A 15,208-nucleotide genomic window follows, 5' to 3' on the forward strand; every position below is an offset into this window, starting at 1 on the left:
ACATGCGCATCCCGCACGTCCCCCGTCCCCGCAGCCTCGCCGGCCAGCTCTTCGGCATGCAGGCCGTGCTGATAGCGGTCGTCGTCGCCGGGTACGCGCTGTTCACCTACGTCAGCGACCGCAGCCAGGCCGAGGACGCGGCCGGCCGGCAGGCCATCGCGGTGGCGCGCTCGGTCGCCGACACACCGACGGTGGCGGCGGCCATCGGTACGTCCGACCCGACCGCCCACCTGGAGACGTACTCCGTGAAGGTCCAGCGGGACACCGGGGTCGACTTCATCACGATCATGAACCCGCGGGGCATCCGCTGGACGCACCCGGACAAGAAGCAGATCGGGAAGAAGTTCCTCGGTCACATCGGGCCCGCCGTCAACGGCCGCACCTTCACCGAGACCTACACCGGTACGCTCGGCGCGTCCGTCCGCGCGGTGACCCCGGTCTGGAACGGCGCCCACACCCAAGTCATCGGTCTGGTCAGCGCCGGCATCCGCGTCGAGGCGATCACCCAGCGCGTGCAGGACCAGGTCACGGCCCTGATCGGGGTCGCGGCCGGCGCCCTGGCACTGGGTGCCGTAGGAACGTACGTCGTGAACGCGCGCCTGCGCCGCCACACCCACGGCATGAACGCGGCCGAGCTGAGCCATATGCACGACTACCACCAGGCCGCGCTGCACGCGGTGCGGGAAGGGCTGCTGATGCTCGACGGGCAGTACCGGGTGGCGCTCATGAACGACGGCGGACGGGAGCTGCTGGGCGTGGGCCCGGACGCGGAGGTGGTGGGCCGCTCGGTGGCGAGCCTGGGTCTGCCCGCGCCGCTGACGGGGGCGCTGCTGTCCTCGGAGCCCCGGGTGGACGAGGTGCATCTGACGGCGTCACGGGTACTGGTCGTCAACACCTCGCCGGTGTCGGGCGGGGAGCGGCGGGGAACAGTGGTGACTCTCCGCGATGTCACCGAACTCCAGTCCCTCATGGGCGAGTTGGACTCCGAGCGCGGCTTCACGCAGGCGCTGCGCTCCCAGGCGCACGAGGCGGCGAACCGGCTGCACACGGTCGTCTCGCTGATCGAGCTGGGGCGCGCGGAGGAAGCGGTCGACTTCGCCACGGCTGAACTGGAACTCGCCCAGACCCTCACCGATCAGGTGGTCGCGGCGGTCAACGAGCCTGTGCTGGCTGCCCTGTTGCTGGGCAAGACGGCTCAAGCCAACGAGCGGGGCGTCGAGTTGGTCGTATCGGAGGACAGTTGTCTCGACGACGGCATGCTCCCCGGGTCCCTCTCCGCCCGGGACCTGGTGACGATCCTCGGGAACCTCATCGACAACGCGGTGGACGCGGCCCAGGGCAGTCTGCGGGCGCGGGTCACGGTGACGGCGTACACGGTGGACACCCTCGCGCTGGTACTGCGGGTCGCGGACACGGGTTCGGGGGTGGATCCGGCCCACGCGGAGGCGGTCTTCCAGCGCGGCTTCTCGACGAAGCCGGCGGGGCCAGGGGGTCGCGGGCTGGGGCTGGCGTTGGTACGGCAGGCGGTGAACCGGCACGAGGGGACGCTGACGGTGGCGGAGGCGGAGGGCGGCGGGGCGGTGTTCGAGGTGCGGTTGCCGTTGCGGGACGGGGCCAGGGCCTCCGAGGGCGCGCTTTCCGGAGGTGGCGAGGCATGACGAACGGCGAGCCTGTGGAGCCCATCCGCGTCCTGGTCGTGGAGGACGATCCCGTCGCGGCCGACGCGCATGTGATGTACGTCGGCCGGGTGCCCGGTTTCGTCGCGGTCGGGAAGGCGCACACGGGTGCGGAGGCGCGCCGCGTCCTGGAGCGGACGAAGGTCGACCTGCTCCTCCTGGACCTGCACCTCCCGGACGTGCACGGCCTGCAACTGGCCCGCTCCCTGCGGGCGGCCGGCTATCACGCGGACGTGATAGCGGTGACGTCGGCGCGGGACCTGGCGGTGGTGCGGGAGGGCGTGTCGCTGGGGGTGGTGCAGTACGTGCTCAAGCCGTTCACGTTCGCGACGCTGCGGGACCGGCTCGTCCGCTACGCAGAGTTCCACGCGGCGGCGGGCGAGGCGAGCGGCCAGGACGAGGTCGACCGCGCGCTGGCCGCGTTGCGGGCCCCATCACCCGCGGCCCTGCCCAAAGGGCTGAGCGCGCCGACGCTGGAGCGGGTAACGGTCGCTCTGCGGGACTGCGGGGAGGGCCTCACCGCTGCCGGGGTGGCTGAGGCGGTGGGGATCTCGCGGATCACTGCCCGCCGCTACCTGGAGCATCTGGTGGAGGCGGGGCGGGCCGCGCGGAGTCCGCAGTACGGGACTGTGGGGCGGCCGGAGTTGCAGTATCGGTGGGTCAAGGGGCAGCAGGGCGGGGCGAGTTGAAGGGCCGCGCGTAGCTCAGCACCTGATGCCCCAGTCCTACGACGATGAGCGCCTCGACGGCGGACAGGGCGAGCAGCCCGGAGGACGTTTCGCCCGCCCCCGCGGCCCAGTAGACGACGAGCCCGGCGAACGGCACCACGCAGAACGCCAGCAGGTCGACGGCACACTGGATGACCTTGCGGGAGCGGCGGCGGCGGTCGGAGCGGTGGGCGGTCTCCCAGGCGAAGACCGTGTCGGCGTGGGCGAGTTCGGCGAGACGGGGGCCCAGGTCGTCGCGGATGTACGTCCCGATCGCGGAGATCTTCTCGTCGTTGACGAGGTAGGTCCAGCCGAGGACGACACACACCGGCGGCAGCGCGAGCAGCATCTCGGACTGCCTCGCCTGCGCGGCGGCGGCGATGACGGCGGCGACGACCGTGAGGGTGACATAGAGGAGGTTGTCGCGGAAGCCGATACGGGACTTCTGCTCGTCCTTGATGCTTGTGTACTCGGCGAGGAGCAACTGGCCCGCGGTGACATCTCGTTCAGGCACCGACGTCCTCTCTTCTCGTCTCTTCCTGGTCCCGACACGCCCTCTGCGCAGGTGAGTTGAAAGTACCTTAGGGGGGTGACTCAACCCATTGTGGCGGTGCTGACCGCATTGCCGTTGGAGTACAGCGCCGTGCGGGGTCATCTGACGGACGTACGGAAGCGGGAGCATCCGCGCGGGACGAGGGCCGTGGTGGGCCAACTGCCCGGTACCGACTGGTCCGTTGCCCTGGTGGAGATGGGCGAGGGCAATCTGACGGCGGCGGCGCTCACCGAGCGGGTGATGTCGTGGCTGGAGCCGGAGGCGGTGTTCTTCGTCGGGGTCGCCGGCAGCCTCAAGGCCGACATCGGACTCGGCGACGTCGTGGTGGCCACGAAGGTGTACGGCATCCATGGTGGCAAGGAGACGGACGAGGAGTTCCTGGTCCGTCCGGAGGCGTGGCGGGCTTCGCACCGGCTGGAGCAGGCGGCACGGGACGCGTTGCGGGATGACCCGCACGCACACCTGAAACCGATCGCCGCGGGGGACGTGGTGCTGGCGTCGTCCACCTCGGCACTGGCCGAGCATCTGCGGACGCGCTACGGCGACGCGGCGGCCATCGAGATGGAGGGCGCTGGGGTCGCCGGCGCGGTACACCTGGCCGGTGGGGACGCACTGGTGGTACGCGGGATCAGCGATCGGGCGGACAGCGACAAGTCGCTTGCGGATGCCGGGGGTTCACAGCCGAGGGCGGCGGAGCGCGCGGCCGCCGCGGTGATGGCGGTACTGCGTGAACTGACGCCGTTCCCGGGGCGATCGGGGCGTTCGGCCAACGCCGACAACTCCGCGGAAGGACCTCGTCGCGGGTCCACCTACGGCGGTGACCACCTCGACTTCCGAGGCAGCACCTTCAACGGTCCCTTCGTCGCCAAACGGGTGGGCCGGGAGGCTGGAGAGGGGGAGCGGTAGCGGAAGCGTCCACGAACTGACGCAACCCTCCACAACCTGGCCCGCGCACACTCATTGACCTGACTAGACCAATCCACTTACCGTCACCGGGCAGCCATCCGGCCAGGCCACAACGATGTGAGCCCATAGGAGGTCGTGCCCGTGCGCCCCACCGCCGTCGCCCTCGCAGCCATCTCAGCCCTCGCGCTCGCCGCAACAACCCTCACCGCCTGCGGCAGCGGATCCGGAAGTGACCCGGACACCGTCAAGATCTCCTTCAAGCAGTCCACGGACAACTCCATCAAGGTGATGGACACATATCTCGCGGACATCAAGAAGCAGTTCGAGGCGAAGTACCCCGGCAAGAAGGTCGAACTCGTCCCCATCAAAGCCCCGGACTCGGAGTACTACACCAAGCTCCAGCAGATGCTCCGCTCCCCGAAGACCGCCCCCGACCTGGTCTACGAGGACACGTTCCTCATCAACTCCGACATCACCAGCGGGTACTTGAAGCCGCTCGACTCCTACCTCGCCAAGTGGCCGGACTGGAACCAGTTCATCGACACGGCCAAGACGGCGGCCAAGGCCGAGGACGGGAAGACGTACGGCGTGCCGGACGGCACGGACACCCGGGGCCTGTGGTTCAACAAGGCCATCTTCAAGAAGGCGGGGCTGCCGAGCAATTGGCAGCCGAAGACCTGGGACGACGTCCTCAGCGCGGCCCGCACCATCAAGGCGAAGGTCCCCGGAGTCACCCCGCTCAACGTCTACACGGGCAAGCCCGCCGGTGAGGCCGCCACCATGCAGGGCTTCGAGATGCTGCTCTACGGCACGGGCGACGGGACGGCCGACCCCCTCTACGACAAGAGCACCAAGAAGTGGATCGAGGCCGGCCAGAGCTTCAAGGACGCCCTCTCCTTCGTACACACCGTGTACAAGGACAAGTTGGGCCCGGATGTGTCCGACGCCCTGGACCCCAACATCCAGACGACCGTCGCCGGGGAGCTGCTGCCCCAGGGCAAGTTGGCCATCAACCTGGACGGATCCTGGCTGCCGCAGGCGTGGTTGGCGGGCAGTGGGCACGAATGGCCCACGTGGTCCAAGGAGTTGGGGCTCGCCTACATGCCGACCCAGCACGGTCAGGCGCCCGGCAAGGTGAGCATGTCCGGCGGCTGGACCTGGGCGATCCCCTCCAAGGCCGGCAACCCCGACCTGGCCTTCGACTTCGTCAAGACGATGCAGACGAAGGCGAACGCGGAGAAGTGGTACATCGCCAACTCCGGTATCTCGGTGCGGAAGGACGTCGCCGCCGACCCGGCCTACGCGACCGCCCAGCCCGGCATCAAGTTCTTCACGGACCTGGTGGCGAGCACGCACTACCGGCCCGCCTACCCGGCGTACCCGAAGGTCTCCACCGCCATCCAGGAGGCGATGGAGGGTGTGACGACGGGTGACATGTCGGTGGACAAGGCGGCGAGTTCGTACGACGACGAGCTCAAGTCGGCCACCGACAACCAGGTGATCAAGAAGTGACCACCGCACCCCAGCACGCGCCGGGCCCGGACCTGACGGATGTCCCGCCGGGCCCGGCGGCACCGCACAAGCCCACGCACCCTACGCGCCCGCACCCCGTCGCCCGTTCCCTGGCCCGGCTCCTCCCCCTCTCCCCCGCCCTGATCATCCTGCTCCTCTTCCTGGCCGGTCCGATCGGGTACTGCGTCTACCTCGCCTTCACCGACCTCCAACTCACCGGCCAGGCCCACTCGTCGTTCGTCGGCTTCGCAAATTTCCGGGCGGCCTTCAAGGACACGGAGTTCCTCAACGCGGTCTGGCTGACGCTGGTGTTCACGGTGCTGTCGTCCCTGGTCGGCCAGAACACGCTGGGTCTGGCCCTGGCCTCCCTCATGCAGCGCGCGTCGAAGCCGGTCCGCACGCTGACGGGCGCGATCGTGATCACGGCGTGGGTACTGCCGGAGGTCGTGGCCGGCTTCCTGCTCTACGCCTTCTTCCGCCGCGAGGGAACGCTCGACGCCATCCTGGAATGGCTCCATCTCCCGTCCCAGAACTGGCTGTACACCCTGCCGATCCTCGCGGTGTCGTTCGCGAACGTGTGGCGGGGCACCGCCTTCTCGATGCTGGTCTACTCGGCGGCCCTGAACGAGATCCCCAAGGAGATCACCGAGGCGGCGGAGGTCGACGGCGCGGGCGGCTGGCGCCGTATGTGGCACATCACGCTCCCGATGATCCGCCGCTCGATCGGCACGAACCTCATGCTCAACACCCTCCAGACCCTGTCCGTGTTCGGCCTGATCTGGGTGATGACACGAGGCGGCCCGGGCAACAGAAGCCAGACCCTCCCCCTCTTCATGTACGAACAGGCCTTCCAGAACAGCATGATCGGCTACGGCACGGCGGTAGCCCTGCTGCTGCTCCTGGTCGGCGCGCTCTTCTCCCTCGTGTACGTACGGCTGTTGCGGACGGAGGTCTGACCCATGGCACTCGCACCCACCTCCCGTTCCCCGCTCGTCTCCCGCCGAACGAGCCGACGCCTGGCCGCGGATGCCGGACTCCTCGTGGTCGCCGCCGCGTTCGCGCTGCCGCTGGCCTGGGTCGTCCTGTCCTCCCTCGACCCGCACGCGGGCCTGCGGGTGAAGGCCCCCGACGGCCTCACCCTCGACAACTTCGACGCGATCCTGAAGCCGGACATCACCTTCACGCCTCTGCTCAACAGCCTGATCCTGTGCGGCGGCGGCACGCTCCTGACGGTCGTCTGCGCGGCCCTCGCCGCCTACCCCCTGTCCCGCTTCCGCTCACGCCTGAACCGCCCCTTTCTCCTGACGATCCTCTTCACCACGAGCCTCCCGATCACGGCGATCATGGTGCCGGTGTACGCCCTGTTCGTGCAGGTGAACCTCATCGACACCATGCAGGGCACCATCCTGTTCTTCGCCGCCTCCCAACTCCCCTTCGCCATCTGGCTGATGAAGAACTTCATGGACGGCGTACCGAAGGAACTGGAGGAGGCGGCCTGGACGGACGGGGCGTCGTCGTTCCAGTCCCTGCTCCGGATCGTGCTCCCGCTCATGGGTCCGGGCGTCGCCGTCGTGACGATCTTCTCGTTCGTGATGATGTGGGGGAACTTCTTCGTCCCGTTCATGCTGCTGCTCACCCCGGACCAGATGCCGGCGAGCGTGAGCATCAACGAGTTCTTCGGGAACCGGGGGATGGTGGCGTACGGGCAGTTGGCGGCGTTTTCGGTTGTTTATTCGACGCCGGTGATTCTTTTGTATGTGCTGGTGGCGAGGCGGTTGGGTGGGGGGTTTGCTTTGGGCGGGGCGGTCAAGGGGTGATCTTTTCGGCCAAGGCCCGGCATCGAGCGGCAGCAGCGGGGGCGTTGCCCCGGGCGTAAGCGTCGGCGGCCCGGAGCCAACAGGTACGGGCCTCGGCGGAGTGATCAGCGGCCCCGTGGGCACGGCCCAGGCTGCCGAGGATCTGGCCTGCCCGGTACCAGTCCTCGAACTCCTGGTAGATCTCCAGGGCCTTGCCGCATACTTCGATCGCCTCCGCCACCCGCCCCGTCTCCCGCAGGGCGATGCCGAGGCTGTGCCACGCCATGGCCTCGCCGTGCCGGTCCCCCGTGGCGTGGTGCATGTCGCGGGCCTGGGTCAGGGCGTCGATCGCCTCCTCCGCCCGATCTGCTGTCTGCAGGGCGTTGCCGAGGTTGTGCCACGCCGTGGCCTCGCGGTAGCGGTCCCCGGCAGCCTGAAACAGGTCGCGAGCACGGGTGTGCGCACCGACCGCCTCCTCCGCCCGGCCCGTCTCCCGCAGGGCGACACCGAGGTCGTTCCACGCCGTGGCCTCGCGGACGCGGTTCCCCGCGGCCTGAAACAGGTCGCGGGCACAGGTGTGGGCACCGACCGCCTCCTCCGCCCGACCCGTCTCCCGCAGGGCGACACCGAGGTTGTTCCACGCCATGGCCTCTCCGGGCTTGTCCCCGGCCCGGCGTGCGGCCTCCAGTGCGGTACGGCTGACCGTGATGAGGTCGTCGAGGTAGCGCCGCCACTCCAGATACATCCCCAGGCACAGGGACATCAGTACCGCGGTACGCGCGAACCGCTCCTCCCTGGCCCACCCCACCGCGGCCACCAGTCCAGCCCGCTCCCCGTCGAACCACGCCAACGCCTGTCCCCGGTCCCCGAACCGCTCCGACTCCGGCAACCCCGGAATCCACCGCAATCGGTCATCCGCCTCGTCCGACCACCGGTGGTAGAACTCCAACACCCGCTCCCGCGCCGCCTCCCCCTCTTGCCGCAACCCCGCATCCCCGGCCACCACACTCACCCCGAACGCCCGCACCAAGTCATGCAACCGCCACCGCCCACGCCCACTCCCCCGCTCGACGAGATGGGCCCGTGACAGCGCGTTGAGGACACCGACCGGCGCAGCCTCCGCCCCGGTCAGAGCGGCAACGACTTCAGCGGACACCTCGGGCCCGGGGGCGAGAGCCAGCAGACGTAGCAGACGTGCCTGATCGGCCGGGAGCCGACAGTAGGACAGGTCAAAGGCGGCACGGACACTGCGCTCACCGTCATCAAGGTGCACGAGACGATCGCTGGACTCGCCCAGTTCCGCCGCGAGTTCAGCCACGGACTTGTCCCGGTCGAGCACCAGCAGCGCCGCCGCGATCTGAAGAGCCAGCGGCAAGTACCCACAGCAGGAGGCCAGTTCCGCCGACGCCTCGACCTCGTCCGTGACACGGGCGTCGGATGGATCGGCGATCCTCAGGGCGCGATCAAGGAGTTCGTACGCCTCCTCCTCACTCAACTCGTCCAACGACATGAGCCGCGCCCCCAGTTGAGGCAGCTTGCTGCGAGAAGTGACGAGCAACCGGTGCCGCGTCCCCCCGGGAAGCAGCGGCCGCACCTGCTCCGCCGAGGACCCGTTGTCCGCCAGCACCAGCACCGCACCCCGCTCCCGCCCACGTTCCGCGAGCGCCGACCGATACAGCGCGGCTCGCGCGTCCACCCCGGTCGGAATGTGTTCCGGCTCGACGCCCAGGGCCCTCAGCAGAGCCTCCACCGCCTGCTCGGCCGTCACGAGATCGTCGTCGTAGCCATGGAGGTTGACGAAGAGCACCCCGCCCGGAAACCACCCCTTCTCGCAGGCAGTGTGCGCCGCCTCCACCGCGAGCGCGGTCTTACCGATGCCGCCGAGCCCGGACACGGCCGCGACCACCACGGCTTCCGGCGCATCTGCCACGGCGGGGTCGAACGCGTCGAGCAGTTGGGCCAGTTCACGTCCCCGGCCGGTGAATCCCGCCGCCCTCGCCGGCAGCGCATCCAGCGCGGTAGGCGCCGCACCGCGCTGGTGATACTCCGCCTTCGCGGTGAAGGGCCCGTTGAACTCCGCCCGACCGAAGTCGAGATGGTCCCCGCCGTACCCGGTCGTCATCGCACCGTCTCCCGCGCCCCGTCGAACCCCACCGACATCACGGTACGCCGCCCCGACCCGTCCAGCCCTCCCTCCACCCCCACACCCCGGCCCCACCCGGCGGGTTCCACAGCCGAGTGGCAGATCTGTCCCGCCTGCTACCCCACCTCAGCCCCACCCCGGAGGCCGCGAAGCCCTCCGCACCCTCATCCCCTCCGCGGCATCAAGGCAGGCAAGGCCGACGACCTTCTGTAGCCCCCCGGCCCACGGCCCGAGGCACCCCACCGTCGAAATCCCGCCACCCCCCACTTCCCCGCACACCCGACGACCGCTCCCACCCCAACCGCACTCCCCTTCGACCCCCGCCCACACACCCGACGCCGCCCGAACAACCCCCGCACTCCACCACCCCGGCGAATGGCAAGGTAGAGCGGCATATTCACCGCCCCGCAGCCCCCGCCCGGCACCCGCGACCGCCACGCACCGTCACCACACACCCCCACCCCACCCCCAACCGATCTCCACCGCCCGACCGGATCCGTACGTTCCCACAATCCGTAATCCTGGCCGAACAGACCGTAGTCACCGCACTCAGGCGCCCCTAGCTTGTGGCGCGTGCGCCGACTCCCTGCTCAGTCCAGCCCGTCCACGCCGCCCACCCCGCCGTTCAACGCCCCTGCCGCCCGCCGCCTCCGTGCCGCTCTCAACATGGGGCCCGAGCATGTCGCGTACGGCATGCGCGCCTCCTACGGGCTGCCGTATGTCACGCCTGACCTGGTCATCGCCTGGGAGCGGGGGCTCACCGCGCCCTCCGGTCCCGAACTCAGCGCGCTCGCGGGCGTGTTGTGGTGTTCCGCGGGTGAACTCATCGGCAAGCCACGCACGCTGCGTGAGCACCGCCTCTCGCACGGCCTCGCGCCGGAGGACGTCGCGCGGACCGTCGGGCTCGAACTCCTCGCGTATCTGCGGATGGAGGAGCACGACCAGTGGCGCGGCACCGAGCGGCAGTCCGCCGCGCTCGCCGAGCTTCTCGACCTCTCACTGCCCGACTTCGTCAGTGTCACCGGACGCGACGCCAAGCTCGCGGAGTTGCTGCGCAGCGCCATGACCACGCGCTGGCAGGGGTACGTACGCCCGATCGCCAAGATGGTGCCGCTGGACCGGCGTCTCCTGGAGGACGCCCTCCAGGAGTTGCACGAGGACTACCAGGCGCAGATGGTCGCCACGCTCACTTGGGGCGGCGGCAACGCGGCCGTCGACGCGGGCGAGGCCGGCCGGGACTTCCTCGACCAGATCATCAGCCGGTTCTGGTCCATGGTGGAGAGGAGCACGTACTGACCAGGGGCCGAGGACCGGCTAGAAGACCGACTCCGCCTCGTCCATCCGGTCCTTCGGTACCGTCTTCAACTCGGTGACCGCCTCCGCCAGCGGGACCATCACCACGTCCGTCCCGCGCAGCGCGGTCATCCGCCCGAACTCGCCCCGGTGCGCCGCCTCCACCGCGTGCCAGCCGAACCGGGTCGCCAGCACCCTGTCGTACGCGGTCGGTACGCCACCGCGCTGGATGTGGCCGAGGATGACCGGCTTGGCCTCCTTGCCGAGGCGGCGTTCGAGTTCGTAGGCGAGTGCCGTGCCGATGCCCTGGAAGCGCTCGTGGCCGAACTGGTCGATCTCGCCCTTGCCGTAGTCCATGGAGCCCTCGGCGGGGTGCGCGCCCTCGGCGACGCAGACGACGGCGAACTTCTTGCCGCGGGCGAAGCGCTCCTCGACCATCTTGACCAGGTCGGCGGGGTCGAAGGGGCGCTCCGGGAGGCAGATGCCGTGGGCGCCCGCCGCCATGCCGGACTCCAGCGCGATCCAGCCCGCGTGGCGGCCCATGACCTCGACGACCATCACCCGCTGGTGCGACTCGGCGGTCGTCTTGAGGCGGTCCATCGCCTCCGTCGCGACCCCGACCGCCGTGTCGAAGCCGAACGTACGGTCCGTGGACGAGATGTCGTTGTCGATCGTCTTCGGGACGCCGACGACCGGGAGGCCCGCGTCCGACAGCATCCGCGCCGCCGTCAGCGTGCCCTCGCCGCCGATCGGGATCAGCGCGTCGATGCCGAAGTCGCGCGCGATGTCCAGCGCGTTCTCGCAGGCCTCGCGCAGGCGGTCGCGCTCCAGTCGGGAGGAGCCGAGGATCGTGCCACCGCGGGCGAGGATGCCGCTGACCGCGTCGAGGTCGAGGGTGCGGTAGCGGCCGTCGAGCAGTCCGGCGTAGCCGTCCTCGAAGCCGATGACCTCGTCGCCGTAATTGTCGACCGCTCGGTGCACGACCGATCGGATCACTGCGTTCAGGCCGGGGCAGTCGCCGCCTGCGGTGAGAACTCCGATGCGCATCGTGCTGTGTCTCCTGCTCGCTGTTGATACCGGTGAGCCGGATCCAATTGTTTCACGTCCCTCAGGGCGGTGCCGCTTCCACCGGACCGGCAGGCGCCTTATCCACCCCCGGAGGTATTGTCAAGATGGTCCTGCTCACCTCGGTGGGCGATTTTTATGACCGTCGAGGACCGACAGGGGAAGAGCGCCGAAGGCCACCGCAGAAGTAAGGGGAGAACACGCGTGACGCGCAGCGTGTACGTGACCGGGATCGACCGCGGTGACGGCCGTCAGGTCGTCGAGCTGGGGGTCATGGAACTCCTGACCCGGCAGGTCGACCGGGTGGGAGTGTTCCGGCCCCTCGTCCACGACGGCCCCGACCGCCTGTTCGAGCTGCTGCGTGCGCGCTACCGGCTGTCCCAGGACCCGGCGACCGTCTACGGCATGGACTACCACGAGGCGTCCGCCCTCCAGGCCGAGCAGGGGACGGACGAGCTGGTGTCGACGCTCGTCGACCGGTTCCATCTCGTGGCCCGCGACTACGACGTCGTCCTCGTCCTCGGGACCGACTACGCGGACACCCAGTTCCCGGACGAGCTGTCCCTCAACGCCCGCCTCGCGAACGAGTTCGGCGCGTCGGTGATCCCCGTCGTGGGGGGACGGGGGCAGACCGCCGAGTCCGTGCTCGCGGAGACCCGGAACGCGTACCGGGCCTACGACGGGCTCGGGTGCGACGTGCTCGCCATGGTCGCCAACCGGGTCGCCCGCGAGGACCGGGACGCGATCGCCGGCCGGCTCGACGCCCGGCTGCCGGTGCCCTGCTATGTCGTACCGGACGAGCCCGCGCTCTCCGCGCCGACCGTCGCGCAGATCACCCACGCGCTCGGCGGCAGGGTGGTCCTCGGGGACGACTCGGGGCTCGCCCGCGACGCGCTGGACTTCGTCTTCGGCGGGGCGATGCTGCCCAACTTCCTCAAGGCGCTGACGCCCGGCTGCCTCGTCGTCACGCCCGGCGACCGCGCCGACCTCGTCATCGGCGCGCTCGCCGCGCACAGCGCCGGCACCCCGCCGATAGCCGGCGTCCTGCTCACCCTGAACGAGGTGCCTAGCGACGGCATCCTCACCCTCGCCGCCCGCCTCGCCCCGGGCACCCCGGTGGTCTCGGTGCCCGGCACCTCCTTCCCCACCGCCGCCGAACTCTTCTCCCTGGAGGGGAAGTTGAACGCGGCCACCCCACGCAAGGCGGAGACCGCGCTCGGCCTCTTCGAGCGGCACGTCGACACGAGCGACCTGCTCAAGCGGGTCTCCGCGCCCAGCAGCAACCGCCTCACGCCCATGATGTTCGAGCACACGCTGCTGGAGCGGGCCCGCTCCGACAAGCGGCGGATCGTGCTCCCCGAGGGCACCGAGCCCCGCGTCCTGCACGCCGCCGAGGTGCTGCTGCGCCGGGGCGTCTGCGAGCTGACCCTGCTCGGGCCCGAGGACCAGATCCGCAAGCGGGCCGCCGACCTCGGCATCGACCTCAGCGCCGCGCAGCTCATCGACCCGAACACCTCCGAGCTGCGCGACCGGTTCGCCGAGAAGTACGCCGAGTTGCGCGCCCACAAGGGCGTGACCGTCGAGCTGGCCTACGACGTCGTCGCCGACGTGAACTACTTCGGCACGCTGATGGTGCAGGAGGGGCTCGCCGACGGCATGGTCTCCGGGGCCGTGCACTCCACGGCCGCGACCATCCGGCCCGCCTTCGAGATCATCAAGACCAGGGCGGACGCGGGCATCGTCTCGTCCGTCTTCTTCATGTGCCTCGCCGACAAGGTGCTGGTCTACGGCGACTGCGCGGTCAACCCCGACCCGAACGCCGAGCAGTTGGCCGACATCGCCATCCAGTCGGCCGCCACCGCCGAGCAGTTCGGCGTCGCGGCGCGGATCGCGATGCTGTCGTACTCGACCGGTACGTCCGGCTCGGGCATCGACGTCGACAAGGTGCGCGAGGCGACCGAACTGGTCCGGCTGCGGCGGGCCGACCTGCGGATCGAGGGGCCCATCCAGTACGACGCCGCCGTGGAGCCGACGGTCGCCGCGACCAAGCTGCCCGAGTCCGAAGTCGCGGGCCAGGCAAGCGTGTTGATCTTCCCCGACCTGAACACCGGCAACAACACCTACAAGGCGGTGCAGCGTTCGGCCGGCGCGATCGCCGTCGGGCCCGTGCTCCAGGGACTGCGCAAGCCGGTCAACGACCTGTCCCGGGGCGCCCTCGTCTCGGACATCGTCAACACCGTCGCCATCACGGCGATCCAGGCCCAGCACCCGAACGAGAAGGCTGCCCAGCGGTGACCGCGACCCGTGTCCTCGTCCTCAACTCCGGCTCCTCGTCGGTGAAGTACCAGCTTCTCGACATGCGGGACGGCGAGCGGCTCGCCATGGGACTCGTCGAGCGCATCGGCGAGGAGACCTCCCGGCTCAAGCACACCTGCCGTACGACCGGTGCCGTACGGGAGCGGACCGGGCCGATCGCCGACCACGAGGCCGCTCTGAAGGCCGTAGCCGATGAACTGGCCCTGGACGGGTCGGGGTTGGACTCCCCCGAGCTGGCCGCCATCGGGCATCGGGTGGTGCACGGCGGGCTGAGGTTCACCGAGCCGACCCTGATCGACGCCGCGGTGCTCGCCGAGATCGAGCGGCTGATCCCGGTCGCTCCGCTGCACAATCCGGCGAACCTCGTCGGGATCCGTACCGCGATGGCGCTGCGGCCCGATCTTCCGCAGGTCGCCGTGTTCGACACCGCGTTCCACACGACGATGCCGGAGTCGGCCGCCCGCTACGCGATCGACGTGGCGACCGCCGACGCGTACCGGATCCGGCGCTACGGGTTCCACGGGACCTCGCACGCGTTCGTGTCGCGGGCCACGGCGAAGCTGCTGGGGAAGGCGCCCGAGGACGTCAACGTGATCGTGCTGCACCTCGGGAACGGGGCGTCCGCCTCGGCCGTGCGGGGTGGGCGGTGTGTGGACACCTCGATGGGGCTGACCCCGCTGGAGGGGCTGGTGATGGGGACCCGGTCCGGAGACCTGGATCCGGCCGTCATCTTCCATTTGATGCGTGTTGGCGAAATGTCCACCGACGAGATCGACACTCTTCTCAACAAGAAGAGCGGTCTGATCGGGTTGTGCGGGGACAACGACATGCGGGAGATCCGGCGCCGGATCGACGAGGGTGACGAACGGGCGGAACTCGCCTTCGACATCTACATTCACCGTTTGAAGAAGTACATCGGCGCCTACTGCGCGGTCCTCGGCCGGGTGGACGCGGTCGCCTTCACGGCGGGCGTCGGGGAGAACGCGAGCGACGTGCGGGCAGCCGCCGTCGCGGGCCTGGAGCTGCTGGGGCTCGAGGTCGACGGCGCGCTGAACTCCGTACGGAGCGAGGAGCCGCGGCTGATATCGCCCGCCTCCGCGCGGGTCGCGGTCGCCGTGGTGCCGACGGACGAGGAATTGGAGATCGCCACACAGACGTATGCACTGGTCGGAAATTCCAACGCCTGAGCGCCTGCCCGCCCATTTGTATCTTCCGCCAGACGGAATATTCCGTAGCGAAAC

Annotated in this window: 12 protein-coding genes; 9 read left to right on the top strand and 3 right to left on the bottom strand. The window is 69.7% G+C overall.

The genetic code is table 11. The features are described from left to right. Positions 1 to 2 precede the first annotated feature (2 nt). Positions 3 to 1,658, top strand: a complete 1,656-nt coding sequence (locus ABZT04_RS31435) for a sensor histidine kinase (RefSeq protein ID WP_356060363.1) — start codon at positions 3 to 5, stop codon at positions 1,656 to 1,658. Next, on the top strand, positions 1,655 to 2,365 hold the full coding sequence (locus ABZT04_RS31440; protein WP_356060364.1) for a response regulator: 711 nt from the start codon (positions 1,655 to 1,657) through the stop codon (positions 2,363 to 2,365). The genes ABZT04_RS31435 and ABZT04_RS31440 overlap by 4 nt, the downstream gene beginning before the upstream one ends. Here the strand turns inward: ABZT04_RS31440 and ABZT04_RS31445 are convergent. Next, a complete protein-coding gene (locus tag ABZT04_RS31445; protein WP_356060365.1) occupies positions 2,337 to 2,897 on the bottom strand; it encodes a hypothetical protein in 561 nt (186 codons plus the stop codon). The genes ABZT04_RS31440 and ABZT04_RS31445 overlap by 29 nt on opposite strands. Before the next feature lie 75 nt (positions 2,898 to 2,972). Between ABZT04_RS31445 and ABZT04_RS31450 the strand changes: the two genes are divergently transcribed. The 4 genes from ABZT04_RS31450 to ABZT04_RS31465 all read left to right on the top strand — a co-directional run bounded on the left by ABZT04_RS31450 (position 2,973) and on the right by ABZT04_RS31465 (position 7,171). After that, entirely contained in the window at positions 2,973 to 3,842 is an 870-nt protein-coding gene (locus ABZT04_RS31450; RefSeq protein ID WP_356060366.1) for a 5'-methylthioadenosine/S-adenosylhomocysteine nucleosidase, read from the top strand. A gap of 141 nt (positions 3,843 to 3,983) precedes the next feature. After that, positions 3,984 to 5,354: an extracellular solute-binding protein gene (locus ABZT04_RS31455; RefSeq protein WP_356060367.1), complete on the top strand. Its 1,371-nt coding sequence runs from the start codon at positions 3,984 to 3,986 to the stop codon at positions 5,352 to 5,354. Positions 5,355 to 5,386: 32 nt separating this feature from the next. Continuing rightward, positions 5,387 to 6,310, top strand: coding sequence for a sugar ABC transporter permease (locus tag ABZT04_RS31460; RefSeq protein ID WP_356060433.1), 924 nt, complete (start codon positions 5,387 to 5,389; stop codon positions 6,308 to 6,310). Positions 6,311 to 6,313: 3 nt separating this feature from the next. Beyond that, positions 6,314 to 7,171: a carbohydrate ABC transporter permease gene (locus tag ABZT04_RS31465; protein ID WP_356060368.1), complete on the top strand. Its 858-nt coding sequence runs from the start codon at positions 6,314 to 6,316 to the stop codon at positions 7,169 to 7,171. Here ABZT04_RS31465 and ABZT04_RS31470 read toward each other — a convergent pair. Continuing rightward, positions 7,161 to 9,272 carry a tetratricopeptide repeat protein gene (locus ABZT04_RS31470; protein ID WP_356060369.1) on the bottom strand — a complete coding sequence of 704 codons (2,112 nt, stop codon included), beginning with the start codon at positions 9,270 to 9,272 and terminating at the stop codon, positions 7,161 to 7,163. The two genes, ABZT04_RS31465 and ABZT04_RS31470, sit on opposite strands and share 11 nt — an antisense overlap. Positions 9,273 to 9,959: 687 nt before the next feature. Here ABZT04_RS31470 and ABZT04_RS31475 point away from each other — a divergent pair. After that, positions 9,960 to 10,589, top strand: a complete 630-nt coding sequence (locus ABZT04_RS31475) for an XRE family transcriptional regulator (protein WP_356060434.1) — start codon at positions 9,960 to 9,962, stop codon at positions 10,587 to 10,589. Between the two features lie 18 nt (positions 10,590 to 10,607). Here the strand turns inward: ABZT04_RS31475 and ABZT04_RS31480 are convergent, their stop codons facing one another. Beyond that, positions 10,608 to 11,633, bottom strand: coding sequence for an ATP-dependent 6-phosphofructokinase (locus ABZT04_RS31480; RefSeq protein ID WP_355912212.1), 1,026 nt, complete (start codon positions 11,631 to 11,633; stop codon positions 10,608 to 10,610). Between the two features lie 222 nt (positions 11,634 to 11,855). On the opposite strand from ABZT04_RS31480, the gene pta reads away from it, so the two are divergent. Both pta and ABZT04_RS31490 read left to right on the top strand, forming a co-directional pair. Continuing rightward, positions 11,856 to 13,946: a phosphate acetyltransferase gene (gene pta, locus ABZT04_RS31485; RefSeq protein ID WP_356060370.1), complete on the top strand. Its 2,091-nt coding sequence runs from the start codon at positions 11,856 to 11,858 to the stop codon at positions 13,944 to 13,946. Then, positions 13,943 to 15,154: an acetate kinase gene (locus ABZT04_RS31490; protein ID WP_356060371.1), complete on the top strand. Its 1,212-nt coding sequence runs from the start codon at positions 13,943 to 13,945 to the stop codon at positions 15,152 to 15,154. The genes pta and ABZT04_RS31490 overlap by 4 nt, the downstream gene beginning before the upstream one ends. Positions 15,155 to 15,208: the final 54 nt, after the last annotated feature.

It is taken from the genome of Streptomyces sp. NPDC005492, from assembly GCF_040605995.1.
Lineage (GTDB): Bacteria > Actinomycetota > Actinomycetes > Streptomycetales > Streptomycetaceae > Streptomyces.

Bases quoted from the DNA above. Each gene is read 5' to 3' on its own strand.
- ABZT04_RS31435 (WP_356060363.1), top strand. From the start codon at position 3: ATGCGCATCCCGCACGTCCCCCGTCCCCGCAGCCTCGCCGGCCAGCTC.
- ABZT04_RS31440 (WP_356060364.1), top strand. From the start codon at position 1,655: ATGACGAACGGCGAGCCTGTGGAGCCCATCCGCGTCCTGGTCGTGGAG.
- ABZT04_RS31465 (WP_356060368.1), top strand. From the start codon at position 6,314: ATGGCACTCGCACCCACCTCCCGTTCCCCGCTCGTCTCCCGCCGAACG.
- ABZT04_RS31470 (WP_356060369.1), bottom strand. From the start codon at position 9,272: ATGACGACCGGGTACGGCGGGGACCATCTCGACTTCGGTCGGGCGGAG.
- ABZT04_RS31475 (WP_356060434.1), top strand. From the start codon at position 9,960: ATGGGGCCCGAGCATGTCGCGTACGGCATGCGCGCCTCCTACGGGCTG.
- ABZT04_RS31480 (WP_355912212.1), bottom strand. From the start codon at position 11,633: ATGCGCATCGGAGTTCTCACCGCAGGCGGCGACTGCCCCGGCCTGAAC.